Origin of the sequence: Leptospira kemamanensis, assembly GCF_004769665.1 — a bacterium.
GTDB lineage: Bacteria > Spirochaetota > Leptospiria > Leptospirales > Leptospiraceae > Leptospira_A > Leptospira_A kemamanensis.
The window spans coordinates 122,020-146,957 of record NZ_RQGG01000010.1 but is presented as its reverse complement, the minus strand read 5'-3'; the positions used below and the strand labels follow the sequence as shown (position 1 = coordinate 146,957).

Genomic DNA, 24,938 nt, shown 5'->3' with positions numbered 1-24,938 from the left:
CCACTATGCAAACTCGTAACATTTATAAATGGGGATCTCCTGAAGTGGAAGAAAAACTCCCCTCACACACGTTAGATTTTTTAAACAATCAATTCCCGGTAACAAAAGAATTTAAATCATCTCTTCCCAAAGGAGAACTTCCTTTAAAGCCTTTAAAAAAATCGAAACTAAATTCTAACATCATTTCCAAACTCAAAAAAATTGTTGGGAACACCCATGTAACGTTAGATGATGTAAGCCGCGCAAGGCATTCGATTGGAAAATTTTACACAGAGATCTATAAAGCAAGGTTTGGTGAAGTAAATGATGTTGTTGATGTTGTTGTTTCACCGAAGACTGAAAAAGAAATAGAAGAGATTATCGCGTTAGCCAATGCCAATAAAATCCCAGTGATTCCCTTTGGTGCTGGGTCAACAGTTACAAAAGCTTTACAAGCCCCAAAAGGTGGAATCTCTCTCGATTTGTCCCGACTCAATCGAATTCTTGAATTCAATGCGATCGATTCAACTGTCACTGTTGAAGCCGGTGTATATGGACCAGAGCTTGAAAAACATTTAAATGAAAGAGGGTATACCTGTGGTCATTTCCCTCAGTCCTTTGAATTTTCTACTGTAGGTGGTTGGATTGCGGCAAAAGGGGCAGGACAAGCTTCCACTGGATATGGAAAAATTGAAGATATTTTACTTAGCCTAATGGCAATTACTCCTACAGGTAAATTTGAATCAAAAGCATACCCTGCTGCATCTATTGGTCCTGATCTTTTTCGATTGTTTCTTGGAACAGAAGGTAGTTTTGGAGTGATCACAAAAGCTACTTTGAAAATCCGAAAATACCATGCGGAAAATTCGGCAAAGGGATCTTTTATCTTTAAAAACTTTGAAAACGCCGTGGAGACGATGCGTGAAGTGATGCAAGGAGGATTTGGAAAACCCCATTTCTTTCGCATACAAGATCCAGAAGAAACGGACATATCTTTTCATATGAGTGGTCTACACGGTGGAAAGGAAGATTTATTTTTACGATTCATTGGTTATAAACCAATGCAAAGATCCCTCATGCATATTATCATTGATGGTGATCCTTCTTATACAAAAGAAGTCTTTAAAAAAATTAAAAAAATCGCAAAACGAAAAGGTGGTTTTTCAACAGGGGAATCACCTGTGAATAAATGGTTACACCAAAGGTATTCGAGTGCCTACCTTCGTGATTATTTGATGGATGAAGGGATTCGAATTGATACACTTGAGACAGCCGTTAGTTGGTCAAACCTTCATACATTATGGGAAAATACTAGAGGTTATATCAAAAGTTTTGAGAATACTTCCTGTATGGTTCATATCTCACATGCATATGAAAATGGTGCCAATTTGTACTTTATTTTTATTAGTCCGATGAGTGAGAAACATGAAGAGTCAAATTTTATCAAATTCCATAAAGGAATCATAGATCACATCCATGAAAATGGAGGATCCTTGTCTCACCATCATGGGATTGGTAGGATGTTGTCACCATGGATGGAAAAGGAAGTAGGGAAGGAAGGACTTCGAATTTTATCTTCTCTGAAAAAAACTTTTGATCCGAAAGGAATTATGAATCCAGGTGGACTGTTAGGATTAAAATAATGGGTGTTTCGGAACGGAAAAAAAGAGAATTTGCGAAAAGAGAAGATGACATTCTAGATTGTGCGATTGAACTCTTTCGCACAAAACATCCATCTTTAGTTAAGATGGATGACATCGCCAAACATTTAGAAATTGGTCGTGGAACTATTTATCTCCATTTCAAAAGTAAAGATGATTTGATGGCTCGCATCCAATACGAGGATTATGTTCGGTTGCGGAAACGTTTAGAAATGGCATTGGAAGAGAAAACTGCAATTGAGATGTCCAGGCGTGCCATTCGAGCTTATATCGATCATTGTTTGGGTGATAAACATATGTACATTGTTGCAAAACAATGTGGAGTGAACCTTAACATTCAAAATGTTTCAGAAGACATGCGTAAGATGTTGACGGATGAAAGAACCAACAGGTTGTCTTTGTTAGAAAAAATATACAAACAAGCAAAACAAGAGAATTTAATTAATTCTCGAGGAACTTATCCTAACGTTGCTGTTGCTTGGGGTATGATACGTGGTGCAGTGGAAGTGATTTTAGATGGCCATTTTCAAAACGAAATTAAAAGCGAAAAAGCATATCTAGATACCATTGAACATGTTTTATTTTTTGGATTATTTTCAGGCGGAAACAAAGGAGAAACATGATGAGAAAGATGAAGGTGATATTAAATCCAGTTTCTGGTGGTGGGCTTTCCGCAAAAGTATGGAAAAAAGTAGAACCAGTTCTAATTGAAAAAGGGATCCCATATTCTTATGAAGCTACTACAAAAGAAAAGGCCGCCAAAGACATTGCCAAAGAAGCTGTCAAACAAGGATATCACTGGATTGTAGGGATAGGTGGAGATGGCACCTTTTCCAATATCATCAATGGACTGATTGAAAACGGGAAAATCTTTCATAAAGATGTGATCTTTAGCCCAATCCCTGCAGGAAGAGGGAATGACTTTATTAAAACTGTTAAAGTTCCCAAAAATCCAATTAAGGCTTTGGAACAAGCGTTAAACGGAAAAGAACGTAATATCGATTTAATTGATGTTACTTATACAAAGGTAGATCAATCACAAGGAAAATATTTGTGTTTGAATTTAGCTGATTTTGGTATGGGAGGTGAGGTTGTTTACCGAGTGAACAAATCAAAGTTAGGCAGATTTATAGGGGGCAAAGCTGTTTTTTTACTTTATACGGTAGTTTGTCTTTTCTCATATACCAATAAAAAAATCACGCTTACTCTTTCGAAGTTTGAAAAAATCACCAACTTATGTAGATTGATCGTTTGTGCCAATGGTGAGTTTGCTGGTGGTGGGATGTGGTTTGCCCCCAAGGCAAAGTTAGATGATGGAAAAATGGATCTTTTGGCCATACAAAATGTTTCTGTATTTGAAACTCTCCGAAAATTTGGGAACCTTTACCGTGGAAAATTATCAGATGATGCCAAGGTAATTTCCAAACAAATCACGGAACTAACTGCAGAATCAGACGAAGACGTATTCATTGATGTAGATGGAGAAAATATGGGGAAACTCCCGGCTAAGTTCAAAGTTTTGCCAAAAGTTTTACCAATAAAATGTTAATTATATGAAACATAGCACCAAACAAGAAAATGTGCGATTAAACCACCTTAAAAAAGAATATGATATCCTCATCATTGGCGGTGGGATCACCGGTGCCAATATTTTATGGGATGCAACCTTACGAGGATATAATTGTTTATTAGCAGAGAAGAATGATTATGCTTCTGGAACAAGCCAAGCTACATCCAAACTCATACACGGTGGACTCCGTTATTTAAAAAATTTTGAATTTGGTTTAGTCAGGGAATCATTATCGGAAAGAAGGTATTTGGCTAAAATATCTCCTCATGCTGTTCGACCTATGGGTTTTATCATACCAATTCGATCCTTATTTCAAAGGATCCAACTCTTCTTAGGGATGGAATTGTACAATCTTCTATCGTTTGATAGAAACAAAGAGATTGATCCTGATGTACAACTTCCTAAGTATCGATGGAATACTTTAGCAGAAACTATTTATAAAGTCATTGGTCTTAGTAGAAAATCCTTACAAGGAAGTTTCCAATACTACGATTATGCCAATCCCAATCCCGAAAAACACACAACTGAATTTATTTTGTCTGCAAAAGAAAAAGGGGCACACGCATTTAACTATTTATCTGTCACCACTTTGAAAAAACAAAATAGCGGTGGTTATACGGTTGGACTAACAGATGAAATCACAGGCAAAAAGATTTTAGTTTCTGCCAAGGTAGTTGTGAACTCTGCTGGTCCTTGGGCAGATGTCATCGAATCTATGGCTGGGATTTCCGCCGAAAAAAAATTAGTCCGTTCCAAAGGGATTCATGCTGTTGTTCGCAATATTTGCGGAAATGAGTGTGTGGTTTTATCAAAACGTGACGGTTCTCATTTGTTTGTTATCCCTTGGCGAGGAAAAACTATCATAGGCACAACTGACACTGCATATGAAGATGATCCAGACAAATTTAAAGTAAAACAATCAGAAATTGTTGATTTGATTGATGAAGTCAATTTTAGTTTTGGATTCGCAAAATTGACGTTAAAGGATGTAGATTATTATTATGGTGGATTGCGGCCACTTGTGGAAGACCCAGGTAGTACGGAAGGAACTTATTCTGCATCACGTAAATCCGAAATTTTGCATTATGAAAAAGAAGGCTTTCCTGGATTTTTTTCCGCTTTAGGTGGAAAGTATACAACAAGCAGAGCAGTGGCCGAAAGTTTGGTCAATGAGATTGATGTATTTACCAAAGGACAAGAAACTCCTTCTGCCACAAAATTCACGCCATTACTTGGTGGAAGATACCAAAATCTAAAAGAGTTAGTAAATGAAATTCAATTTAAATATCCGCATATTCCAGGTGAAAAAATTGAAACATTAGTGAGACGATATGGCAGTACCACTTGGAAGATCTTACAAGGGAAGGGTATTGATACGTATCGCATTCCTAATGGGGAAGTGTATTACGAAGATGAAGTGGAATACATTGTGTTCCAAGAAGACATTCATCATTTAACTGATTTTTATTTTAGAAGGTCTGGTGTAGGTACTGTTGGTAAACTAGACCAATCAGAACGTACGCGACTAGACAAAAAAATTGCGAAACTATTAGGATGGAGTGTGGAACGTCAAAAAGAAGAATCTAAAAAAGTGGACGCACGTTACGAGTGGTTTGTAGATTAAATGCCAAGAATTAGTATCGATATCCCAGAGCATTTAGTATTTGAAACTTCATTAAGTGTTCGGATATCGGACATTAATTTTGCTGGCCACTTGGCTCATGATGCAATCCTTACGCTGACTCATGAGTGCCGAGCACGGTTTTTTCATTCGCATGGATGGACAGAAATCAATGTAGATGGGAAGGGGATTGTGGTTTCTGATGTTGCCATTGTGTACAAATCAGAAGCATTTTTCCCAGATGATATGAACATCCAAATGTATGTGGATCAAGTATCAAAAAAATCTTTTGATATGGTGTATGTGATCACCCACAAAAAAGATGGAAAAGAGATTGCTCGTGCAAAAACAGCCATTGTGTTTTTTGATTACGATTTACGAAAAGCCTGTTCCATTCCCGAAGTGTTTTTAAACGTTATATCTAAATAACAAGTCTCTAATGATTTGATTCTTGAATCAGTTTTTTTTGGATCAGCGAAACAAATTTTGATTCTTCCGTTTCATAATTGAGTTTGTGAATTCCTCCGAGTGAATTCAGACGAACTGCTTGGTTCCATGATTTGGATTCCATTTTTTCCCAAATCCCAATTCCAAATCGACCATATTCGCTACGAATCCATTGCATGAGTTGTGTGATGGTTTCTGTATTTTTATCTTTCCGTTTTGGATAAGAAAGGATATAAGTCAGTAGCTCTTCCACTCCTTTTTTTTTGACAACAGAAGTTTTGAAAATAGGAGGAAGTGATTGGTCTGGGAGAATGTCTTTGATGAATTCCAATGTAGACTCTAACATATAATAACTGGAATTCGCTAATGACTCTTCATCACATTTATTGATGATAAACGCTTCTGGCACTTCCATGATTCCAGATTTCATAAATTGAACCTGATCACCGCCAAGAGGTTGCATTACAAGAAAGGAGATATCAGAAATGAGAGAAACGGAAATTTCGTTTTGGCCAATCCCTACAGTTTCGATGAATACATAATCAAAAATTTTTCGTAAGAAACGGATCACATGGTAGGTATATGGATTGAGTCCACCTAACTCCAGTTGGGAAGGTTGCGATCGAAAATAAATTCTTGTGTCACGCCTAGGAAGAGTGACACGTGTCCTATCACCTAGAATGGAACCACCACTTACATTGGAAGAAGGATCAATGGCAACAATGGCCATTTTTTTGTCTGGTGCAAAGTTTAAGAACAAGCGGCATAGTTCCCCAAGTAACGAAGATTTGCCGGCGCCAGGGGTTCCTGTGATTCCGATGGTTAAACCATCTTTTTTATTAGGAACTTGGGAATCTAATTCATTGAATAAAGACTTTCGAAATTCTAAATTGTTTTCGGTTTCAATTTTAGAGATGATTTTGGCAATTGGGAATTTTTCGCCGAGTAGTGCCTCGGAAACCAGTTGGGATAGTGTTTCAGTGGAATCCATCAATGAGTTTGCCATAGTATAAAAGTAGTGAGTAAAGGGTGAAATCCCTCCACTGCAGACAAGAAACGATCCGAGTGGAGGTAAATAGGAACTCGAAATTAAACGAGTGCAGGTTCCGTAGAAATGATATCGATGATTTTATTCATAATCGACATCAAATCATAATCTTTTGGTGTGAAGATTTCTCGGATTCCCATTTTTTTCAGTTCTTCAAAATCGGATTCTGGGATGATCCCACCAATCACAACTGGGATATTTGCTTTGTAGTGAGCCAATTCATCAAACAGTTGTTTTGCGATTTCTTTATGAGAACCAGAAAGAATGGATAGTCCAATGACATTGGCATTTTCTTCTACAGCAGACTGAACGATTTCTTCAGGAGAAAGTCGGATCCCTGAATAAATCACATCAAAACCACTGTGTTTTGCAGAAACTGCAATCATTTCAGCTCCATTGGAGTGACCATCAAGTCCTGGTTTTCCCACAACGATTTTTGGTCTATGGCCATGTGCTTTTGTGAAAGCATCTACTTTCCCTCGAACCGTTGACACTTTATCGTCGGAAAGGAAGAGTTTTTGGCCGTCTACACCAGTAGGTGGGTTGTATTCTCCATACACTTCGCGAAGAGCGTCTGCCCATTCCCCAGTTGTGACAAGTGCTTTGGCACAAGCGATGGAGTAAGGCATTAGATTTTTTCCTTCTTTTGCAGCTTGTTTTAGCTCATCTAAAGATTTTTTTGCAACTTCAGCGTTTCTACGACCTTTTACTTCTGCTAAGACACCTAAGGTTTGTTCTGCTGATTTTGGATCTACTTTGAAGATACCACCATCAGAGTCTGTCATGAGTGGTGATTTGATTCCGTCAGTCCATTTGTTTTTACCAACGATCACAAGTTCATTAGAGTTGATTTTGGAAAGTCGTTCGGTTTGAGATTTCACAAGTTGTGATTTCATATAACCGTTTTCGATGGCAACAAGTGCTCCACCCATATCGAGAATCTTTTGGATTTCCAATTTTGCTTCTTCTTTGAGAGCTTTTACTTTTGCTTCTATGACTTTTGAACCTTCAAAAATATCAGGATATTCTAATAGGTCTGTTTCATATGCAAGGACTTGTTGCAAACGAAGTGACCATTGTTGGTCCCAAGGTCTTGGAAGGGAAAGTGCTTCGTTCCATGCTGGTAATTGAAGTGCACGGCATCTTGCATTTCTGGATAAAGTGACACCTAAGGATTCAATGAGAATTCTCCAAGCATTGTTTTCTGGTTGTTCTTCTGTGAGTCCAAGTGAGTTCACTTGCACACCATAACGGAACACTCTGTACTTTGCTGTTTTGACACCGTAACGTTCTTTTGTGATTTCTTCCCACATTTCGGAGAATGCACGCATTTTGCACATCTCTTCTACAAAACGAATCCCGGCGTTCACAAAGAAGGAAATCCTTCCTACACACTGTTCGAATTCATCAGATGTGAAGCAGTTTCTTTCTTTAATGGCGTCAAGAACCGCAATCGCAGTTGCGAGAGCAAAGGAGAGCTCTTGAACAGGTGTTGCACCTGCTTCTTGTAAGTGATAAGAACAGATGTTAGAAGGGTTCCACTTCGGAATGTTGTGGAGGCAGTATTCATACATATCCACAATGATTTTCATCGAATCTTTCGGTGGATAAATGTAAGTCCCACGAGCCAGGTATTCCTTGATGAGGTCGTTTTGAGTCGTTCCGTTTAACTTTTCCAGAGGAACTCTACGTTCTTCGGCAAGAGCCACATAAAGAGACAAGAGCCACATGGATGTTCCATTGATGGTCATCGATGTGTTCATTTCTTCGATCGGGATTTGATCAAATAAGATACGAAAGTCTTCGAGTGAGTTGATGGGAACTCCCACTTTTCCGATCTCTGGCCTGGAAACTTCGTGGTCAGAGCTATATCCACATTGTGTGGGTAGATCAAATGCAATGGAAAGCCCTGTTTGGCCTTTAGAAAGGTTCTTTCTGTACAACTCATTGGAGGCTTTTGCGTTGGTGTGCCCTGCATAGGTCCTAAAAATCCATGGTTTGTCAGGTTTTCCCTGTCCATTCTCGTCAACGAGAAGGTAATCTTTTTTTTCGGCGGACATTCTTTGCCTCGTTTTATAATTTCTATGTATAATTGAAAATCTTCTGGAATATTTTCACCTAAAAATTTATACAGGACTAGGCAATTTAAGCCTTTTCCAAGATGCGCGAACCTAAACCTTTTTCACCAATTCCATTCTTTTTTAGCATCTTACTCTTAAGTTTGGGTTATGCATTGTTCTCCTATTTTAGACCATTTCCTACAACAGAAACCGAATGGGAATTTTTGGCGAATGTGAAGGCGGCAACGGAGGAGGGAGGGCTCATTTCGGCCAGAGAACCCTTGGCATTTTGGTTTGTGGTCACATGGAAAAAAATCTTTGGCTCAAACTACATTCCATCCTTCATCGCGTTAGCTGGTTTATTTTATAGTTTGTTTTTGCATTTGTTTCTATTGTTACTTCGAAACGGAGAATGGAAACGAAATCACTATTTCGTTGTTTATTTGGCTGCGTTTCTTCCCTTTTCTTATGGGTTCCCCACATCTTACTTTACCGAAACATTATGCCTCGTCTTTCTTTTGCTCGTTTTTTTGACATTCCGTTTGGAGAAGATGACGGACTTACTGATTTTCCCCACGTTCACACTTCTTGCTTTTTTCTCCAGTTTCATCATGTTCTATTTGGGATTTACATTTTTTGTCATCTTCACAGGAATACGAGGATCCAGAAAGGCAGCACAAAAAACATCTGTATTTTATAAAAAGAAAAATGTGCCTTTTTTATTCCTGCTTGGGTATCTCACATTTTTTCTTTTATCATTACTTTACTTTTCGTATTCTGATTTTTTTGGCGAAGGTTCCGTTTCCTTTTTATTCAAAAACTGGTATGAAACTTCACTTAAGATTTTATTGCCGATGTTAACCATTGGGATCGGTCATATCTTATTAAAAACGGAAAAAGAACTCAATACGATTACCGCCTCCATTGTGTTAGGTATTGCAATTTTAGTTTCTGTTTATTTTATCATCAAAGACTTACGAACTGGTGCAGTAGAACCTTGGGAAATCCAAACCAAAAATCTAACCAAATCTTTTGGGCAAGCTTTGATTTTAAAATCAGATCCAATTTACCTACCAAAAGAATTTTCGTATGCTTTGTATTTCCAAACAGGAACCAAAACCAAATACAACAAAGAAACAACTGTTTCTGAAAAATCATTTTTGTATGTGGAAGGAATTTGGAACCAAGACATCCAACTCGTACAGAAATCGGGTCTTTTCCGCAAAGCCAATCGATCCATAGGCATTGTTCCACTTAGTGAAGATGATGTTCTTTTCCAAAAAATCACATCTGACCGAATCAAATCCGAAAAAAATTTGAGTTTTATTTCTAAAAAAGTGGAAGATGCTTGGTTGGCAATTCCCGCAAAACGTCCGTTTGACGAATATACGGCAGGATTACAGAAAAAGTTTGGGTATTTGAGTTTTTATTAATTCTTGTTTCTGATCAGTTCTTAATTAGGAACTGAAGTCTTTGTAAAACCGTTTTACTTTCGAAACATATTGTTTGGTTTCCTCGTAAGGAGGAATCCCTTTGTATCGTTTTACGGCTCCAGGGCCAGCGTTGTAAGCCGCGATTGCTTGTTCTGGATCTTTGAATTCCTTCATCAGTCCTTTCAGAAACTTCACACCACCTTGGACGTTCTCTTCCGGATCAAATGGGTCTTTTACACCAAGGCTTTCGGCCGTATCTGGCATGAGTTGCATGAGTCCCATCGCACCTTTTGGGGAAACCGCTTTCGGTTTGAAACCGGATTCTGCTTTCACCATTGCTTTTACCAAATTTGGATCCATTCCTTGTGCTTCTGCAATGGACTCTATGGTTTCTAAAAGAGAACCACTCGTCGTTTTGCCCAATTGCTCTTTTCCACTTAAGGGTTCTCTCGATTCGGGAAAGGGGAGTTGGATCGAGTCTTTTGGGATGGGTTGTGAGGTTTTGCTATCGTAGTTTCCATTTTGGCGGTTCCATTCCTTTTCCAAAAGGTCAGGAAAAGAGACAAGGGTTCTCGGATCCTTTGTCATTTGCGAAAGCGAATCCATTCGGGAAAGGACAGAAGAAACAGAAGGGATATCAGAAAGTCTCACATATTTCTCTTCGGAAGTAATGGGGAAAACTGAAGAAAAAAATTATGTCTCTTTAAATTTTATCCTTCTTGGATGGATTGTAAGTCCTTCCAACTCAAAGGTTTCACCAAGTACCCTTTGACATTGGGGAACTGGGTACTCCGTGAACGGTCTAGGGGATCAATGGAAGAGGTGAGAATGTACGTGGGGATGTTTGAAAGTGGACTGCGGTTTTGAATCTCTTCTAGGAATTGCCAACCGTCCATCACTGGCATATTCAAATCTAAAAATAGTAAATCTGGATAGGTCTCGGAATTTTGTAAGGTGTGCAGAGCTACATCGCCATTTGAAAAAGTGATGATTTCAGAAGCAAAAGAAAATTTTTCCATTAAGGTTTTGATTAGAAACGTAGTGACCAAATCGTCTTCAATCAGAAATACCTTAGAAATCTTTTTCATATAATAGCGATTGTATCAAGAATATGCAGATATTCTGAAATGATGCAACCATTAAACTTCAATTAAAGAGAGTGAGGTGATGTCAGAATTTCTGGTCTCAGGATTTCTTTTAATTTTTTTTCCTCTAATAAACCAAGTTCTAAAACTATGGATTCAACGGATCGATTCTCAGCTAAGGCTCGTTTTGCAACAAGGGTAGCATTTTCGTATCCGATATAAGGATTGAGAGCAGTCGCAAGGCCTGCAGAAGTTTTGACTCTGGATTCCAACAATTCTTTATTAGCAGTAATGCCCTTTACACAATTGAGTTCCAATGTTTTGCAACCAGCTGTTAGGTGTTCAATACTTTTGAATAAACTATGAGCAATAATGGGTTCAAATGCATTGAGTTGTAATTGCCCTGCTTCTGCTGCCATGGTAATGGTAATATCATTCCCAATCACTTCATAAGCAATTTGATTGACCACTTCTGGAATGATTGGATTCACTTTTCCTGGCATGATGGAAGAACCTGCTGCTTTTGCTGGAAGATTAATTTCATTAAAACCACCTTGAGGCCCACTCGACAATAATCGTAAGTCATTACAAACTTTTGAGAGTTTGGTTGCGATCCGTTTTAAAACTCCTGAAAGTTGAACAAAAGCACCTGTGTCTTGTGTGGCTTCAATCAAATTAGGTGCTGCATTGAGATCAAATCCAGTTTGTTTGGCAAGGATGTCCGTGACAATTTTCGAATAACGAATGTCCGTATTGATTCCTGTTCCAATGGCGGTGGCTCCCAAATTAATTTCACCAATGAGAGACGTTGCTTCTTTTAAGCGAGAGATATCTTCGCCTAACATAACGTCGTAAGTTGAAAATTCTTGGCCAAGGGTCATAGGAACCGCATCTTGAAGTTGGGTTCTTCCTATTTTTAGTATATCTTTGAATTCTTCTGATTTTTTACGAAACGACAATTGTAAACTTTCTAAAGCGGAAAGTAATCCACGAATGGAAAAAACTGCGGCTAATTTGATGGAGGAAGGGTACACATCATTTGTACTTTGTGACATGTTTACGTCGTTCAAAGGGTGGAGGAATTGATAGTCACCTTTGGACCGATTTGCCAGTTCCAAAGCAATGTTTGTAATCACTTCATTGGCATTCATATTGGTAGAAGTTCCTGCACCACCTTGGATCACATCCACAACAAATTCGGAATGAAATTCACCTGCCAAAATTCGATCACATGCCTGTATGATGAATTTTGTTTTTTCCTCGGAAAGAAGGCTTAGTTGGAGGTTCGCTTTGGCAGAGGCTTTTTTGATATGGGCGAGGGCATACACAAGATCAGGATAGGTGCCGATGGTTTTTCCAGTGATGGGGTAATTTTCCAATGCGCGTAAGGTATGGATCCCCCAATAAGCATCACTCGGGATTTCTCTTTCCCCAAGTAGGTCATGTTCCGTGCGCATCTTTGCCTGTTTCATTTCAGAAATTCTCCAAGTAAAGACGAAAGATACTCGACCAAATGGAAATGGGAAGAAGATTTATGTTCTGCATGAAGAAAATCCTTTTTCCCTCGTTTCTCATTCTTGTATTTTATCTTCCCTTGTTCCTTTTTGGAAATGAAAAGGAAATTTCCCAAACCACTTGCAAACAAAAAGAAGAAACAGTAAATACCATTTACCAATTGCTTCCTGATTCAGAACGATCCTGTACCGAAATTGCCAAACTTGTCCTCACAGAAGAAGATGAAGAGGGCGAAAAACTAGATAAAGAATATAGTGAATTGTTTTTGAAAGTTTGTGAACTCAAACGAAAAAAACGATCTCTAGATGATATCAAAGAAAATTTAGGTTTGTCCAAACAATGTAATTCTTTACCAAACGTTTCGAAAAAGAATTGATTCTTCTTTTTCTTTTTGTAAATTTATTGCAAGTTTTATGTGGAAATTCATTCTAATTCTTTGTTTCTTTTTTTCACCCATGGTTCTTTTGCCTTGTGAACCATTTGTTTCCAAATCGTTACCACCTATCGACCATTCCTCGAAAGACAAAAGTTTTTTGGAATTCAAAACCAAATTACAAAAGGTATTAAAATCGAAAGATAGAAAGGGTTTGGAAGCGATCATTGACTCAGATATTCATTTTAGTTTTGGACCTGAGTCAGGGAAAAAAGATTTCTTAAAATCGTTTCAACTCACTGACAAACCAAATGAATCTGACTTTTGGAATTTATTAACAGACACCATCCAACTTGGGTTTCGCCAAAACCAAGAAGGTCAGATGGTAGCCCCTTATTTTTTTGAAACCTTTCCCAGTGACTATGATCCTTTTTCCCATTACCTCATCATTGGCAAAAATGTGAATGTAAGAGAGGATGCCTCGAAGGATTCTAAATCTCTTGGTTTACTCAGTTACCAAATTGTGCGTTCCGAAGCAGATGACTTAGATGGAAGACGGATGGAAAAGGAAAGTAATTGTAATTGGAAAAAAATCTGCACTCCACAAGGGAAAGCTGGATTTGTGTGTGATCGTTTCATTCGTAGTCCTCTTGACTACAGAGCCTTTTTTGAAAAACGGAAAGACAAGTGGGTTCTTTCCATCTTTGTTGTTGGCGATTGATGCTTGTTAAATCCAAATGAAAACACAGATTTTTCTTGAATGGTAAATCAGGGAAAATTAGATTAGGTGAAACCATATCCAAGGGAACATATATGTTAAAAAAAATTTTATTTCTAGCGTTAGCGATTTCGCTAACAAACTGTTTGGTCTTAAACCCAGCAGGTGCTTCACTCGATCGTGAAAAAGGTTCGGAAGCTGCTTCTCGTATTACAGATGCTGCGATTCAAACAGATTTGATCAATTCAGTTGTTTTGACAGGAAGAGGAAGTATCTCTATTTTTAGTTTAATTGCACCAGATATTGCAAAAATCGAATCAGACAAATATTATATCAAATCTGATGTAGACGCTTGTGTGAATGAGATCAAAGGTTTCAAAGGATATCTTTTAGGTTCTTTAATCACAAATATCATCTCTTGCCAAGACATCAGCTCTGATGGTTTCATCACAGGAGAGCCGTTCCCAGTTTTTTAATTTTCATTTTCCCTGCTCTTTTTTTTAGGGCAGGGAACCAATTCCCAATCTTCCGGGTCGTATTCTTCAAACAAAACAGGAAGGTTTTATGATCTCTCTCAAACAAGTTCTAAAAATCACAACCACCATCGGACTCGTCTCACTTATGGCATTTGCCTTTGGAAATTGCCGTGGGCACAAAGACTTTGAAAAAAGAATCGAATGGGTAACCTCCAAACTCATTTCCAAATTGGACTTGGATGATACACAAAAAGCAAAACTAGAAAGTATCAAAGGGGAACTCATTGCCAAACACAAGGAAATGAAACCAAAACACGAATCATGGGCCAAAGAAATGGCAAATCAAATTCGTTCTGAAAAAATTGATACCAAACTCCTGGATAAAATGAGTTTAGAAAGAGAAACTCGCCACCAAGAAATGCGAAAGTTTTTCCAAACAAAACTAGTTGAGTTTCATGCCGTTCTGAAACCAGAACAAAGAGAAAAGTTTGCGGAACTCGTTGAAAAGTTTGCCTCACGTCACCAACCACCAGAAGAATAAACGATGGCAGAATTTGACTTCGAATCTGTAGTCAAAGAAACCAAATACTTGGTTTTAAAAACGATCGGTGATACTCTCATCGATCGTTTTGACGATGCCACAGAAGATGTGGTACAAGAAGTGTACTTTCGTGTGTTTAAGTCGCTGGAGAAGGGTGGGTTTGATGGTAGGTCAAAAATTTCAACATGGATTTATACCATTGCTAGAAACGAAGCCCTAAGGATGAACGAAAAACGACTGAAAGAAGAAGAGAAAGCAAAACGGTATCTGCAAAACCACCAATCGGATTTAATCCAAACAAAATCTAACGATTCCATTCTTTTGGAAGATTGGATGGAAATGTTACTTCACAAAATTCCAGAGGTCTACCGCGAAACATTACGATTGTATTTAACCGGGAAAACCATGGAAGAAATTGCAGAGGAACTGCAAATCAAACAGGGGACTGTGAAATCTAGGTTGTTTCGAACCAAGGAGTGGATCCGTAAATTCATGCCAGGAGTGAAAAATGAATTCCAAGAATCATAAAAAATGGGAAGAATTATTAAATGATTCTAATTTTGAATCGCGAATCGTAACAGGAACACAGACACGGATTCGGAATTATAAACGAAAACGAAATCTCGTTTTCTCTATAAGTGCCACAATTTTAGTTCTAATCACTTTTTCGTTTTATCAATGGGTGATTGAACCAAATGAAATGGTAAATAATATGAGTGATTTGGTAGAAGAGTTGAGTTCTGAATCGATTGTGAGTTTGAGTTTCGATTGAGACTGTCATTGATAAATATCAATCTCACAAACCTATATCCTTTATGATAAAGGAGTATTTTTATTCCATTTGTTTCGTCAGAGTTAAGAAAGGAACAAATGAAAATGAACGCTTGCATTCTCTACTTACACAATAAACGAATTGAGATGATCAAGTTAGAATCAGATCACATGGAGTCGAAGTCTTGGGAAAAACTAAAAGACACAGACACATGGGATTTTGCTGAAATCACAAAAACATTGGATTCTCCAAGTGAAGTGATCCTTGTTGGTGAATCGGGTCTCAATACCGAATACCGCAGATGGCTTGCCAATCATGATCGAGTTCTTGCCAAAAAACTCATCGCTGTCATTGGGAATGCGATCGAAACTAAAATCAATCCTAGCCAAGTCAGTCATTTCAAAGAAAAATACTTCCGAGGACGAATGTGAGGTAATCTTACAATCTTAGAGTAAGTGATCACAAGACTCACCATGGACATGGAAAAACACTCGAAAGAGTAAAAAACCAAGTGAGGTGAGTAGGAGAAGACTGCCAAACACAGGGATCCATTTGGGTTGGATGTGTTTACGGATCCTTCCCATAACAAGACTTAGGCCAGTCAAAGCAGGAACCGTTCCAAGATAAAAAGTAAACATCACAAGAGCACCCGTGACGGCACTCCCTGTGGCAAAAGAAGCGGCATATGCTGGATACAAAACACCACAAGGGAGTAGGGCACTTAGAATTCCAATTCCAAACCCTAATCCATTCTGACTTGTTTTTCTGCGAATGGATTGCAGAAGTTCAGAGATTCCTTTGGGAATGGTCCCAAACCTAGAACTTGAATTTTGAAAAAACATCCTGATCAAAAATAATAACAAAAACGCAAATGTAAAAATTCCAGCGATGCCTTGGATCGCCGTTAGTTCCCCTAAAGCATTGGCACCCTTACCTACAAATCCTAAAATCAAACCTAAAAAAGAATAAGACAACATTCTGCCAAAATGATAGAGAATCACTGGGATTTGTCGGGAAGGATTAGAAGTTTGCAATAGGGAAACAAAAGGCCCACACATCAAAGCACAATGGAAACTACTTAGAAATCCATACGTAAGGATGGACCCAAAAAAACTAAGATTTGCTAGTTGGTCCATCTTCTCTGGTTTCTTTTGAGACGGCGGGAGTCTCAGAATTTTTTTGCACTGGGTATTCTTCTTCAAAAAACATTCTGTATTTCGGGGATTCAATGTCTTCAAATTGGCCCTTTTTGAATGCTAAAACAAATACATACAAAAAGAAACCAGCAATGCACATGGCCATCGGGATAGTTAAATAGAGGGCTTCCATTTTGGGATCCTTAATCGTATCGATAATGAGTTGAGTAGAACTGTCAAACTAGAACATGCCATAAACACCGCGCAGATCACAGGCAACATCAGCCCAAACATGGCAAGTGGCAACATAATGGAATTGTAACAAAAGGAGATGATGATATTTTGTATAATCACTTCTCTTGTCTTTTTCGCAGAGAGTAAACTATGGACAAGTCCATTTAAATTCCCAGAAGTTAGAACCACATCTGACTTTTCCAAAGACATATCTTCTGCTTCTGTATGGGAAATCGAAACATTGGCTCTTGCTAGTGACAAACTATCATTGATACCATCACCTACCATCACTACCACATTGCCTTTGTTTTGTGAATCTTGTATGATGTTTGCCTTTTCTTCGGGTGAAAGGTCAGCATAAAACTGCTGAATCCCAAGAGAATCTGCGATAACCTTCACAGCTGGGAATCTGTCGCCAGAAAGAATTGCGATGTTTGGAATCATTTGTTTGAGTAAGGTTACAAATGAATGTGCACCTTGTCTCACTTCATCCGCGAGCACAAACTGACCTTCCATGTTCCCATTGATCGCTACCAAAATGAGTGAACCCTCTTTGTCGGGTAGGGAAGGAGTGGATATCTTTTGGTTTTGAAACAGAGTTTTGTTTCCAATCAAAATCGAATACTCTTTTCCTAACCAGAGAATGGTTCCTTGCACTCCTTGGCCTGGAATGTTTTGTAAGTGGGTGAGTTCCATCTCTTTTGCTTTTTCTTTAACAGAATGAAAGGGAGTTAAATACTTCACTAATGATTTGGCAAGTGGATGGTTGATTTCTTTTTCGATTCGGTAAACAAAAGCTAGGTGGTCTTCTTTCAATGTGACCAAACGAACAAGAAATTTTCCTTCGGTAAGGGTCCCTGTTTTATCAAGGAAGATAGTATTCGTTTTCGCTAAAGTTTCTACAACAGATGGATTTTTTAAGAGCACCCCTTTTTCGGCATTTAAGATGTGATTGGTCACAAGGGCTGTGGGTACAGAAATTCCTAAAGCACAAGGGCAGGCTACAATGAGAACAGAAATGGTTGTGACAAGGCTTTGTTCAAAATCACCAGCTGTCACGAACATCCAAACCCCAAAACAGATAAACGCTAATAGAAACACAACCGAGATAAAATAAGAAGCAATTCGTTCTGTTAAGATTTGGATTTTTGGTTTTAAGTGGAGAGCTTCTTCCAAACGAAGTTTTAGGGAAGAAAGAGTAGATGCATGGTAATCGGAATGGGCAATGATAAGAGCTGGGTGATCCATAGAAAGGGAACCTGCAAGGATCGAATCCCCTTTTTGTTTGTGAATTGGTACTGATTCACCTGTTAAAAAAGATTCATCTACATAGGTTTCATTTGATAACAAAATCGCGTCCACAGGGATTCGTTTTCCAGGTGCTACTTGGATTTTGTCACCTAATTTGATTTCACTACTAGGGATGACCGTTTCACCTGCTTCTGTAATGCGAACCGAAGTTTCAGGAAGTTTGCAAAGAATGGATTCCAGTTTATCGGATGCAAAGACCCTTGCTTTTTCTTCGAAGTATTTTCCCACTAAGATGAAAAAATAAATCATAGCAACGGAATCAAAATAGACTTCACCTCTATCAGTTAACGTCACATAAACGGAATAAAAATATGCCATGGAGATTCCTAAAAATAAAAGGAAATCCATCGAGAGAGTTCTCCTTCGTATGCTTGTTAAAAATCCAGACATAAAAGGAAAACCAGAATACAAATACGCAGGTGTCGCAAATACCCAAGAGGCATAATGAAACATACGTTTGAGTTTTAAGTCAATGCCAGTAAAGTATCCAGAGTATAAGGCCACACTCAAGATCATAATATTTCCAAAACAAAAACCAGCCACACCGATTCGGAGGAGTAAGGTTTTCAGTTGTTTGGACTTTTGTAGATTGCCTTCGGTAGGAGAAAAAAGAATCGGTTTGTAACCAATGGCACGAATGAGAGAGAGAATCCGGGAGATTTTAATTTTGGACTGGTCAAATCGAATCCGAGCTCTACCTGATGCAAAATTGATTTGAGCGGAAAGAATTCCTTCTTCTTCGTTTAATACTTTTTCATTGATCCAAACACAGGCGGAACAATGGATATTTGTGATTTGAATGGAAACTTCAGAAAATCCACCTGAGCTACGCACAAATTTTCGATACACTAATTCATTTTCAATTTCGGTATCATTTTCTTCGATTTCAACAGGGTTTAATTTGGTATTTCCTTTGAGTTGGTAATAATAACTTCCACCTAAAGAATGTATGATGGAATAAACAGTTTCACAACCTTCACAACAAAAAACCTTGGATTCATTGCCTAATTTGGATTCAATCCTCACTAAACGGATGGGATTTCCACAATGGTCACATTCCGTTGTTGTGTTTGCAGGACTTGTTTCCTTCATCGAACTGTGATTTTCCCTTCTCGTTCAAATGATTTGCCATTGATACTTGCAATGATTCTCATGTTCCAAGTTCCCTTCTCATTTAGAGGGATCTTCCCAGTAAAATCTAAGTTAGATGGTTTTAAATCATAACGAGCCGTGTTTTTGGTAGTGGCATTTCGTTCTAAAATGATGTATACAGAATCCGCTTTTGCAGCCACTCCATTTTGATTTAAGGATACATTTAAATCCAACTCTCCTAATGGGAGAAGGGTAGTTTTATCCCAATTGGTATTGAGTTGAAATCCTTGTGATAAAAGCTCTTTTTGGTTTTCGATGGCCTTTTCATAATTTAAACCAATTTCGTAATAATTTTTGTCCATCACAGGTTCAAAATGTTGAAACGTCAGGCGGATGGTATAAAAGGTCGCTGCGACAAGAGCGGTGAAACTAAATAATACCACATACATTGCATTGCGTAAACTAGGGTGTAAGTCTTTGAACATGATTATTTCCTTGGTAGAGAGAGCGATAACGTTTTCTCAAGTTTTTCTTCTGGGTCTTGTGTGTTTCGCAAAACGATGGATCCAGGTAGGTATCCTTCATTTAATTCTTGTTCTGTGAGACTTTGTGTTTCTAAAACAATTGAGAAACTCTTCATTTCTCCTGACCCTAATTTGAACTGATTACCTTCTTCGCCAGATCGAATTAAAATTTCTTTTCCATGCCTTGTATCAAAAGCAGAAAGTTGGAATTCTTTTTCAACAGGGGCAATGTTTTGAATGCGAAGAGCAACAAAGGCACGAATTTTATTGTCAGGGATAAGGATGGGTGGCATGGACTTATTGGAAGCGGCAATCATAGACATAGGGATTCGAGTGAGTAATTGGATAGACGCACCAATGAGCACTACACTGAGTAAAATGGCATAAATCACAGTTCTTGGGCGAACCCATTTGATTTTTGCCCCTGTTTCAATTTGATTGAGAGAAAAATAACCAATTAATGTTTTTTTGTTTTCCTTTGCCATGATGGAAGTGCAAGCATCTACACACTTTCCACAAGCAACACAACCAACTTGCAGACCATCACGGATATCGATTCCTGTGGGGCAAACGGCAACACACATATTACAAGAAATACAATCTCCAATTTTGGTTTTGCCATCGCGACGAGGTTCCCCTCGTTTGAAGTCGTAAGTGACATTCCAGGAATGTTCATCCATGAGGAGGGTTTGGAATCTTGCGTAAGGACAAGCATATCGACAGAATTGTTCTCTGATAAAACCGATGTCGATAAACATCGCAGCTGTAAAAAATAAGGTAAAATAGAAATAGGTTTCGGAGAATGCGGAAAAACGCATGTAGTCAGCTAACATTTCATAGGGGCTGACAAAATATGCGATCCAATGAAAGGAAGCAATAAAAGAAACTACGATCCATAAAAAATACACTGTGTATTTTCCGAGAATGGATGCGTCCTTTTTCCCGTATTTAGAATCTAATACAAACCGACCAATTCGGTCAAATAGGTCGGTATATATCGTTTGGGGGCAACCCCATCCGCACCAGACTCGGCCGATGACGGAGGTAAAAAAGAAAAGTGACAATCCCATCGTCAGAAGGAAAAACCATAAAATCAATCCTTCTTGTGGAATAAAAAGACCACCAAACAGGTGAAACATTCGTTTGGGAATGTCCAGTCGGATGAGGGGGCTTGTGTCTGGTAACACCACCCAAGGTGCTACCAAAAATAATCCCACGAGAAAACTCATGACGATATTCCTTCGTGTCCTTACCTTTCCTGATTGTGGTCTTGAAATGATCATTTTTATTTTGCCTTTACCAAAGTACTGTTTTTAGTTGCAAGCCATGCCATCACAGCATACACTTTCTCTGCACCTAACCCTTCCCAAGCTGGCATTCCACCTCGGTTGAGTTTTTGTCTTTCTGGTCCAATTCCTTTCATAATGTTATGGAACACTTCTTTGTCGGTATTTCCGTGAATCCAATCTTTATCAACTAAACTGGGACCAACAGCACCTTCAGCAGTGGGGCCATGGCAAGCAGAACAAATTTGTTTGTAAGTTCCTTCCCCTTCTTTGATCGCAACTGCGTCATCACGGTAAGGGTTGGAACCATCATCGTTTGTAGCAACAATTGCTTGTTTGGTGGGGAACTTTGCTTCGTGTTCTGCCACTTCTTTTTCAAAAGCGACATCTTGTGGCCAATCGGAATACCAGTGAAAGTATGCAACATAACCGATGGATACAATGATACTGATGAGCCAAACCATTTTCCACCAAGGTGGCATGGGATTGTCGGCTTGGAAGATTCCGTCTACTTCTTTTGGTTCTTTCATTCGTATTAATCCTCCTCAAGCATTCGATACTTGGGTTTTTCCATTTCGTCTTTCGTACGTTTTTTATAAACGTAGTAGGTGATGTAAGCAATTGCGATCACAAGGATCGGCAATCGCAAACTTTTATAAATTAAGAGAAGGTCTGCGTCATTCATGACTTTACTTCATCCCTTTTTGTAACTCAGCCGAGTCACGGCCTAGTTTTTGTAAGTAGGCAACCAGTGCATCACCTTCGGTTTTGTCTTTTAAGAGAGAAGGTGCATTTGCCAAATCTTCTTCTGAGTAAGGAACACCGATGGATCTAAGTGCTTTCATGTTTGCAACTACTTGTTCTACATCTACTTTGTGAGACTCTTCGAATAACCAAGGATAGGCTGGCATAATGGAGTTTGGTACACCACCTACCGTTCTTGGATTGATGAGGTGGTTTTTATGCCATTCATCAGAACGTAACATTTGTGATTCGTGAGCTAGGTCTGGACCAGTTCGTTTAGAACCCCAAAGGAATGGATGGTCGTAAACAAATTCTCCCCCTTTGGAGTAACCAGTTCTTCCATAGGATTTAGTTGGGTCAAAACGATCCACTTCCCATTTAAAAGGGCGAACCATTTGTGTGTGGCAACCAATACATCCTTCTTTTTGGTAGGTATCGCGACCTGCCAACTCCAATGCCGAATACGGTTTCACAGTGGAAATTGGTGTTACCGTTTTCGTCAAAAAAAACGGAGGGATGAGTTCAAAAAGTCCACCAATCACAACGGCAATGGTTGTGTAGATTGTAAACTTAACTCCTTTTGTATCCCAACGGTCTGCAATTTCTGAAAACCAATCTAAGAATTTATTAAATCCCAACATTATGATTTCACTCCTATACGTAAGTCTTGTTCCACAAAACCACTGTCTTTGTTTTGAATGGTTTTGATAAAGTTATACACCATAAGGATAATCCCTGTTAGATAGAGTGTTCCTCCAATCGCACGGAATAGACGGAAAGGTTTTAAGAACTCAACAATCTCAACCCAGTCTTTATAAACGAGTTCCCCGTTTTCTCCCACAGCTCTCCACATAGATCCTTCTGTGATTCCAGAAACCCACATCGAAATGATGTAGAGTAGGATCCCGAGAGTCCCTAACCAAAAATGTGCATTCGCCAATTTTTCGCTATAGAGGTTTGCATTCCAAAGTCTAGGCACTAAGTAATACAAGGCAGCTGCTGACATAAATCCAACCCATCCGAGAGTTCCCGAGTGAACGTGACCAATGATCCAGTCTGTGTTGTGTCCTAGAGCCGAAACCGCACGAATAGAAAGAAGAGGTCCTTCAAAGGTTGACATACCGTAAAAAGTAACGGCAGCTAACATCATTTTGAGGGTTGCGTCCACTTTGATTTTGTCTTTGGCTTGAGTGAGTGTTAAAAATCCATTTAACATACCACCCCAAGATGGCATCCATAACATGATGGAAAATACCATACCCGTTGTTTGTAACCACTCAGGAATTGGTGAATACAATAAGTGGTGAGGACCTGCCCAAATGTAGATAAAGATAAGTGACCAGAAGTGGATGATAGAAAGTCTATGTGAGTAAATTGGTTGTTTGATGTGTTTTGGAAGGTAGTAGTACATAAGACCCAAAAATGGTGTTGTGAGTACGAATGCTACTGCGTTGTGACCATACCACCATTGGATGTTGGCATCAAATACTCCTGCATAAACCGAATACGATTTTAAAAATCCTGCAGGGATTACGATGTTATTTACAATGAAGAGTAGGGGAACTGTTACGAAGGAAGCAATGTAAAACCAAATGGCAACATACATTTGTTCTTCTTTTCGTTTCAGTACCGTCATGAGGTAGTTTGCAAAAAAGATAACATACCAAACAACAATGAGTAAGTCGATCGGCCATTCCAATTCAGCATATTCTTTGGATTGGCTGTAACCGAGTGGTAACGTGATCGCAGCTAAAACAATTGATAAGTTGTATAATGCTAAATGCAGTTTGGAAAGAGTGTCGTTCCACATTCTGGTGCGACAAAGTCTTTGTACTGTATGGTAGGCAGTGGCGAAGATCACGCTCAACGCAAAACCAAAAATGGCAGCATTGGTATGTAATGGTCGTAGTCTTCCGAAGCTCGTCCAAGGTAATTCCAAATTCAGCTGTGGATACACAAGTTGGAAGGCAATGATGACACCAAATGTCATTGATGCAACGCCCCAGACTAACGCTGAAATGATAAACCCTTTTACGATAAAATCGTCATATTGAGTTTTTTCCGTAGCCAATGTTTCTCTCCTTAATCTTTATCAGTTCTATTTCTTTAGAGAACTTAATCCTTTATATAAAGAAGACGAAGAAAAGAAAGAAAAACAGGAAAGTGGGACTATGTTCCACCCTTGATTTTTGTCAAGGATGGAGTTGAGATTTAGAATTGATCTAAAGTTTAAGGAAGGGTTAGTTCAGTATAATTCTGGTTAGAAGGTAAATTCGTATCCCAATTGAGTACGGTGTTCAAGTCCTCTGTCCCCAGCGAGAGCTGTTGGGTGATAACCCACTCGGTCTACACTGGAACTCAGGAAAAACTTTTCTTTCCTTGTGTCATCCATACTGAGGCCTGAACCCGTTGGGTGGAAATAATACGCATCAAAGATATTCCAAGCATACACAAGTAAGGTGGCAATTCCTATGTATTGCATCTCTTGGTAATGCCTTTCGACAGATTCTCTTTGCCCTTTAAAAGGACCAAGTTGGCTTGCCACGACTGCTTCCGATGGGGAAACAGCTGCTGATTGTGGTGTAAATGCAGCACGGACAAGGCCATTGGTTGTATAAGGGTTTTCTAAATTATTATAATCTCTTTTTGCATTGAGATACATGCGGTGTTTGTCATAGGTAAAAAAGAGTCCTACTGCAATGATGGATGGGTATACAATGGCTTGTACTTTTCGTCCTTGTTTCCATTGTCCCCAACCTGGAAGAACCGCAGAACGCCACATGGCACCTGTTCTTGTTAGGTTCTTTCGTTCCGCTTCTGCTAATTTTGCTTCTTCTTCTTGTTTCCGTTTGGCTTCTGCTTCTAAAGTAGCATTGTTTTTCGCGTTTTCTTTTTCCAAACGAGCAGCTTCTTCTTGTTCTTTTTTAAGCCTTGCCGCTTCTTCTTTTTCTCGTTTGATGCGTTCTTTATCTTCTTCTGCTTTTCTGAGTTTATCTTCTTCTGCAGCAGTTAAGTTTTCTTTATAAACGACTTTTAGGATTTCCGTTTTATTGAGAACAATCGTTGTTCCATCTTCTTTTCGGATTTTGAGTTTGTATTGGTCTTGTTCTATGACTTTCCCTTTGATGGTTCCCCCTTTTTTGAGAAGGATGTTCTCAGCGGATAAGGTAGAAGAAAGGACTACCAAAAGTGTTGCGATTTTTAGGATTTGTTTTACAGTTAGTTTCAAGGGAGTCTCAAATGTTAGAATATTATATCACGATTTTTATAGTGTTACTAGCTACGTTCCAATTGGTCTCTCCAATGATTTTA

General features: G+C 38.7%; 28 protein-coding genes. 13 read left to right on the top strand and 15 right to left on the bottom strand.

All coding sequences use genetic code 11. From position 1 onward, the window contains the following. Window positions 1–5 precede the first annotated feature (5 nt). Genes EHQ59_RS04095 through EHQ59_RS04075 form a run of 5 tightly spaced genes read left to right on the top strand, consistent with a single transcriptional unit; the run spans window position 6 to window position 5,260 of the window. Window positions 6–1,622 (top strand): FAD-binding oxidoreductase, encoded by a 1,617-nt coding sequence (locus EHQ59_RS04095; protein WP_135617869.1) that lies wholly within the window; start codon window positions 6–8, stop codon window positions 1,620–1,622. Continuing rightward, window positions 1,622–2,263, top strand: a complete 642-nt coding sequence (locus EHQ59_RS04090) for a TetR/AcrR family transcriptional regulator (RefSeq protein ID WP_135617868.1) — start codon at window positions 1,622–1,624, stop codon at window positions 2,261–2,263. The genes EHQ59_RS04095 and EHQ59_RS04090 overlap by 1 nt, the downstream gene beginning before the upstream one ends. Next, a complete protein-coding gene (locus EHQ59_RS04085) occupies window positions 2,263–3,189 on the top strand; it encodes a diacylglycerol/lipid kinase family protein (RefSeq protein WP_135617867.1) in 927 nt (308 codons plus the stop codon). Before EHQ59_RS04090 ends, EHQ59_RS04085 begins: the two co-directional genes overlap by 1 nt. Before the next feature lie 4 nt (window positions 3,190–3,193). Beyond that, a complete protein-coding gene (locus EHQ59_RS04080; RefSeq protein ID WP_135617866.1) occupies window positions 3,194–4,834 on the top strand; it encodes a glycerol-3-phosphate dehydrogenase/oxidase in 1,641 nt (546 codons plus the stop codon). Then, the gene (locus EHQ59_RS04075) at window positions 4,835–5,260 is read left to right on the top strand and encodes an acyl-CoA thioesterase (RefSeq protein WP_135617865.1); all 426 of its coding nucleotides are present in this window, start codon (window positions 4,835–4,837) and stop codon (window positions 5,258–5,260) included. A gap of 7 nt (window positions 5,261–5,267) precedes the next feature. Here EHQ59_RS04075 and EHQ59_RS04070 read toward each other — a convergent pair whose 3' ends face one another. Together EHQ59_RS04070 and EHQ59_RS04065 are read right to left on the bottom strand one after the other, a co-directional pair. After that, window positions 5,268–6,272 (bottom strand): P-loop NTPase family protein, encoded by a 1,005-nt coding sequence (locus tag EHQ59_RS04070; protein WP_135617950.1) that lies wholly within the window; start codon window positions 6,270–6,272, stop codon window positions 5,268–5,270. 95 nt (window positions 6,273–6,367) lie between these two features. Next, a complete protein-coding gene (locus tag EHQ59_RS04065) occupies window positions 6,368–8,386 on the bottom strand; it encodes a protein meaA (RefSeq protein WP_135617864.1) in 2,019 nt (672 codons plus the stop codon). A 101-nt stretch (window positions 8,387–8,487) separates the two neighbouring features. Between EHQ59_RS04065 and EHQ59_RS04060 the strand changes: the two genes are divergently transcribed. Beyond that, on the top strand, window positions 8,488–9,819 hold the full coding sequence (locus EHQ59_RS04060; RefSeq protein ID WP_135617863.1) for a hypothetical protein: 1,332 nt from the start codon (window positions 8,488–8,490) through the stop codon (window positions 9,817–9,819). Window positions 9,820–9,843: 24 nt separating this feature from the next. Here the strand turns inward: EHQ59_RS04060 and EHQ59_RS04055 are convergent, their stop codons facing one another. The 3 genes from EHQ59_RS04055 to EHQ59_RS04045 form a co-directional block, all read right to left on the bottom strand. Next, the gene (locus EHQ59_RS04055; RefSeq protein ID WP_135617862.1) at window positions 9,844–10,470 is read right to left on the bottom strand and encodes a lytic transglycosylase domain-containing protein; all 627 of its coding nucleotides are present in this window, start codon (window positions 10,468–10,470) and stop codon (window positions 9,844–9,846) included. A 59-nt stretch (window positions 10,471–10,529) separates the two neighbouring features. Next, entirely contained in the window at window positions 10,530–10,907 is a 378-nt protein-coding gene (locus tag EHQ59_RS04050; RefSeq protein ID WP_135617861.1) for a response regulator, read from the bottom strand. 62 nt (window positions 10,908–10,969) lie between these two features. Continuing rightward, window positions 10,970–12,376 (bottom strand): aspartate ammonia-lyase, encoded by a 1,407-nt coding sequence (locus EHQ59_RS04045; protein WP_135617860.1) that lies wholly within the window; start codon window positions 12,374–12,376, stop codon window positions 10,970–10,972. A gap of 71 nt (window positions 12,377–12,447) precedes the next feature. Here EHQ59_RS04045 and EHQ59_RS04040 point away from each other — a divergent pair, with 71 nt between their 5' ends. The 7 genes from EHQ59_RS04040 (at window position 12,448) to EHQ59_RS04010 (ending at window position 15,730) form a co-directional block, all read left to right on the top strand. Continuing rightward, window positions 12,448–12,795, top strand: a complete 348-nt coding sequence (locus EHQ59_RS04040) for a hypothetical protein (RefSeq protein WP_425270114.1) — start codon at window positions 12,448–12,450, stop codon at window positions 12,793–12,795. Window positions 12,796–12,832: 37 nt separating this feature from the next. Then, window positions 12,833–13,513 (top strand): SH3 domain-containing protein, encoded by a 681-nt coding sequence (locus EHQ59_RS04035; RefSeq protein ID WP_135617858.1) that lies wholly within the window; start codon window positions 12,833–12,835, stop codon window positions 13,511–13,513. A gap of 92 nt (window positions 13,514–13,605) precedes the next feature. Then, window positions 13,606–13,986 (top strand): TIGR04452 family lipoprotein, encoded by a 381-nt coding sequence (locus EHQ59_RS04030; RefSeq protein WP_135617857.1) that lies wholly within the window; start codon window positions 13,606–13,608, stop codon window positions 13,984–13,986. 88 nt (window positions 13,987–14,074) lie between these two features. After that, window positions 14,075–14,527: a Spy/CpxP family protein refolding chaperone gene (locus EHQ59_RS04025; RefSeq protein WP_135617856.1), complete on the top strand. Its 453-nt coding sequence runs from the start codon at window positions 14,075–14,077 to the stop codon at window positions 14,525–14,527. Between the two features lie 3 nt (window positions 14,528–14,530). Further along, complete coding sequence (locus tag EHQ59_RS04020; protein WP_135617855.1) at window positions 14,531–15,055, top strand: RNA polymerase sigma factor; 525 nt, start codon at window positions 14,531–14,533, stop codon at window positions 15,053–15,055. Then, window positions 15,036–15,299: a hypothetical protein gene (locus tag EHQ59_RS04015; RefSeq protein ID WP_135617854.1), complete on the top strand. Its 264-nt coding sequence runs from the start codon at window positions 15,036–15,038 to the stop codon at window positions 15,297–15,299. The genes EHQ59_RS04020 and EHQ59_RS04015 overlap by 20 nt, the downstream gene beginning before the upstream one ends. Window positions 15,300–15,403: 104 nt before the next feature. After that, entirely contained in the window at window positions 15,404–15,730 is a 327-nt protein-coding gene (locus tag EHQ59_RS04010) for a hypothetical protein (RefSeq protein WP_244245375.1), read from the top strand. A gap of 15 nt (window positions 15,731–15,745) precedes the next feature. Here EHQ59_RS04010 and EHQ59_RS04005 read toward each other — a convergent pair whose 3' ends face one another. From EHQ59_RS04005 to EHQ59_RS03960, 10 genes are all read right to left on the bottom strand, one after another. Further along, complete coding sequence (locus tag EHQ59_RS04005) at window positions 15,746–16,435, bottom strand: sulfite exporter TauE/SafE family protein (protein WP_135617853.1); 690 nt, start codon at window positions 16,433–16,435, stop codon at window positions 15,746–15,748. Then, window positions 16,413–16,628: a cbb3-type cytochrome oxidase assembly protein gene (locus EHQ59_RS04000; protein ID WP_135617852.1), complete on the bottom strand. Its 216-nt coding sequence runs from the start codon at window positions 16,626–16,628 to the stop codon at window positions 16,413–16,415. The genes EHQ59_RS04005 and EHQ59_RS04000 overlap by 23 nt, the downstream gene beginning before the upstream one ends. Further along, window positions 16,610–19,072, bottom strand: a complete 2,463-nt coding sequence (locus EHQ59_RS03995) for a heavy metal translocating P-type ATPase (RefSeq protein WP_135617851.1) — start codon at window positions 19,070–19,072, stop codon at window positions 16,610–16,612. Before EHQ59_RS03995 ends, EHQ59_RS04000 begins: the two co-directional genes overlap by 19 nt. After that, window positions 19,069–19,557, bottom strand: a complete 489-nt coding sequence (locus tag EHQ59_RS03990) for a FixH family protein (RefSeq protein WP_135617850.1) — start codon at window positions 19,555–19,557, stop codon at window positions 19,069–19,071. The genes EHQ59_RS03995 and EHQ59_RS03990 overlap by 4 nt, the downstream gene beginning before the upstream one ends. A gap of 2 nt (window positions 19,558–19,559) precedes the next feature. After that, window positions 19,560–20,879 carry a cytochrome c oxidase accessory protein CcoG gene (gene ccoG, locus EHQ59_RS03985; protein ID WP_135617849.1) on the bottom strand — a complete coding sequence of 440 codons (1,320 nt, stop codon included), beginning with the start codon at window positions 20,877–20,879 and terminating at the stop codon, window positions 19,560–19,562. 2 nt (window positions 20,880–20,881) lie between these two features. After that, window positions 20,882–21,412 (bottom strand): c-type cytochrome, encoded by a 531-nt coding sequence (locus EHQ59_RS03980; RefSeq protein ID WP_135617848.1) that lies wholly within the window; start codon window positions 21,410–21,412, stop codon window positions 20,882–20,884. Window positions 21,413–21,417: 5 nt separating this feature from the next. After that, a complete protein-coding gene (locus tag EHQ59_RS03975; protein ID WP_012476538.1) occupies window positions 21,418–21,567 on the bottom strand; it encodes a hypothetical protein in 150 nt (49 codons plus the stop codon). Between the two features lie 4 nt (window positions 21,568–21,571). Continuing rightward, complete coding sequence (ccoO, locus tag EHQ59_RS03970; RefSeq protein WP_135617847.1) at window positions 21,572–22,267, bottom strand: cytochrome-c oxidase, cbb3-type subunit II; 696 nt, start codon at window positions 22,265–22,267, stop codon at window positions 21,572–21,574. Continuing rightward, a complete protein-coding gene (gene ccoN / locus EHQ59_RS03965; protein WP_108961164.1) occupies window positions 22,267–23,697 on the bottom strand; it encodes a cytochrome-c oxidase, cbb3-type subunit I in 1,431 nt (476 codons plus the stop codon). Before ccoN ends, ccoO begins: the two co-directional genes overlap by 1 nt. 189 nt (window positions 23,698–23,886) lie before the next feature. Then, window positions 23,887–24,855, bottom strand: a complete 969-nt coding sequence (locus EHQ59_RS03960; RefSeq protein ID WP_135617846.1) for an LA_0442/LA_0875 N-terminal domain-containing protein — start codon at window positions 24,853–24,855, stop codon at window positions 23,887–23,889. Window positions 24,856–24,938: the final 83 nt, after the last annotated feature.

What these genes read in the sequence shown, in the direction of transcription:
- EHQ59_RS04010 (WP_244245375.1), top strand. Translation starts at nt 15,404, where the DNA reads ATGAACGCTTGCATTCTCTACTTACACAATAAACGAATTGAGATGATC.
- EHQ59_RS04050 (WP_135617861.1), bottom strand. Translation starts at nt 10,907, where the DNA reads ATGAAAAAGATTTCTAAGGTATTTCTGATTGAAGACGATTTGGTCACT.
- EHQ59_RS04040 (WP_425270114.1), top strand. Translation starts at nt 12,448, where the DNA reads ATGAAGAAAATCCTTTTTCCCTCGTTTCTCATTCTTGTATTTTATCTT.
- EHQ59_RS04015 (WP_135617854.1), top strand. Translation starts at nt 15,036, where the DNA reads ATGAATTCCAAGAATCATAAAAAATGGGAAGAATTATTAAATGATTCT.
- ccoG (WP_135617849.1), bottom strand. Translation starts at nt 20,879, where the DNA reads ATGATCATTTCAAGACCACAATCAGGAAAGGTAAGGACACGAAGGAAT.
- EHQ59_RS04075 (WP_135617865.1), top strand. Translation starts at nt 4,835, where the DNA reads ATGCCAAGAATTAGTATCGATATCCCAGAGCATTTAGTATTTGAAACT.
- EHQ59_RS04080 (WP_135617866.1), top strand. Translation starts at nt 3,194, where the DNA reads ATGAAACATAGCACCAAACAAGAAAATGTGCGATTAAACCACCTTAAA.
- EHQ59_RS04065 (WP_135617864.1), bottom strand. Translation starts at nt 8,386, where the DNA reads ATGTCCGCCGAAAAAAAAGATTACCTTCTCGTTGACGAGAATGGACAG.
- EHQ59_RS03980 (WP_135617848.1), bottom strand. Translation starts at nt 21,412, where the DNA reads ATGAAAGAACCAAAAGAAGTAGACGGAATCTTCCAAGCCGACAATCCC.
- EHQ59_RS04060 (WP_135617863.1), top strand. Translation starts at nt 8,488, where the DNA reads ATGCGCGAACCTAAACCTTTTTCACCAATTCCATTCTTTTTTAGCATC.
- EHQ59_RS04020 (WP_135617855.1), top strand. Translation starts at nt 14,531, where the DNA reads ATGGCAGAATTTGACTTCGAATCTGTAGTCAAAGAAACCAAATACTTG.
- EHQ59_RS03975 (WP_012476538.1), bottom strand. Translation starts at nt 21,567, where the DNA reads ATGAATGACGCAGACCTTCTCTTAATTTATAAAAGTTTGCGATTGCCG.
- EHQ59_RS04000 (WP_135617852.1), bottom strand. Translation starts at nt 16,628, where the DNA reads ATGGAAGCCCTCTATTTAACTATCCCGATGGCCATGTGCATTGCTGGT.
- EHQ59_RS04005 (WP_135617853.1), bottom strand. Translation starts at nt 16,435, where the DNA reads ATGGACCAACTAGCAAATCTTAGTTTTTTTGGGTCCATCCTTACGTAT.
- EHQ59_RS04090 (WP_135617868.1), top strand. Translation starts at nt 1,622, where the DNA reads ATGGGTGTTTCGGAACGGAAAAAAAGAGAATTTGCGAAAAGAGAAGAT.
- EHQ59_RS03995 (WP_135617851.1), bottom strand. Translation starts at nt 19,072, where the DNA reads ATGAAGGAAACAAGTCCTGCAAACACAACAACGGAATGTGACCATTGT.
- EHQ59_RS04025 (WP_135617856.1), top strand. Translation starts at nt 14,075, where the DNA reads ATGATCTCTCTCAAACAAGTTCTAAAAATCACAACCACCATCGGACTC.
- EHQ59_RS04045 (WP_135617860.1), bottom strand. Translation starts at nt 12,376, where the DNA reads ATGAAACAGGCAAAGATGCGCACGGAACATGACCTACTTGGGGAAAGA.
- ccoO (WP_135617847.1), bottom strand. Translation starts at nt 22,267, where the DNA reads ATGTTGGGATTTAATAAATTCTTAGATTGGTTTTCAGAAATTGCAGAC.
- EHQ59_RS04030 (WP_135617857.1), top strand. Translation starts at nt 13,606, where the DNA reads ATGTTAAAAAAAATTTTATTTCTAGCGTTAGCGATTTCGCTAACAAAC.
- EHQ59_RS04085 (WP_135617867.1), top strand. Translation starts at nt 2,263, where the DNA reads ATGAGAAAGATGAAGGTGATATTAAATCCAGTTTCTGGTGGTGGGCTT.
- EHQ59_RS04095 (WP_135617869.1), top strand. Translation starts at nt 6, where the DNA reads ATGCAAACTCGTAACATTTATAAATGGGGATCTCCTGAAGTGGAAGAA.
- EHQ59_RS04035 (WP_135617858.1), top strand. Translation starts at nt 12,833, where the DNA reads ATGTGGAAATTCATTCTAATTCTTTGTTTCTTTTTTTCACCCATGGTT.
- EHQ59_RS03990 (WP_135617850.1), bottom strand. Translation starts at nt 19,557, where the DNA reads ATGTTCAAAGACTTACACCCTAGTTTACGCAATGCAATGTATGTGGTA.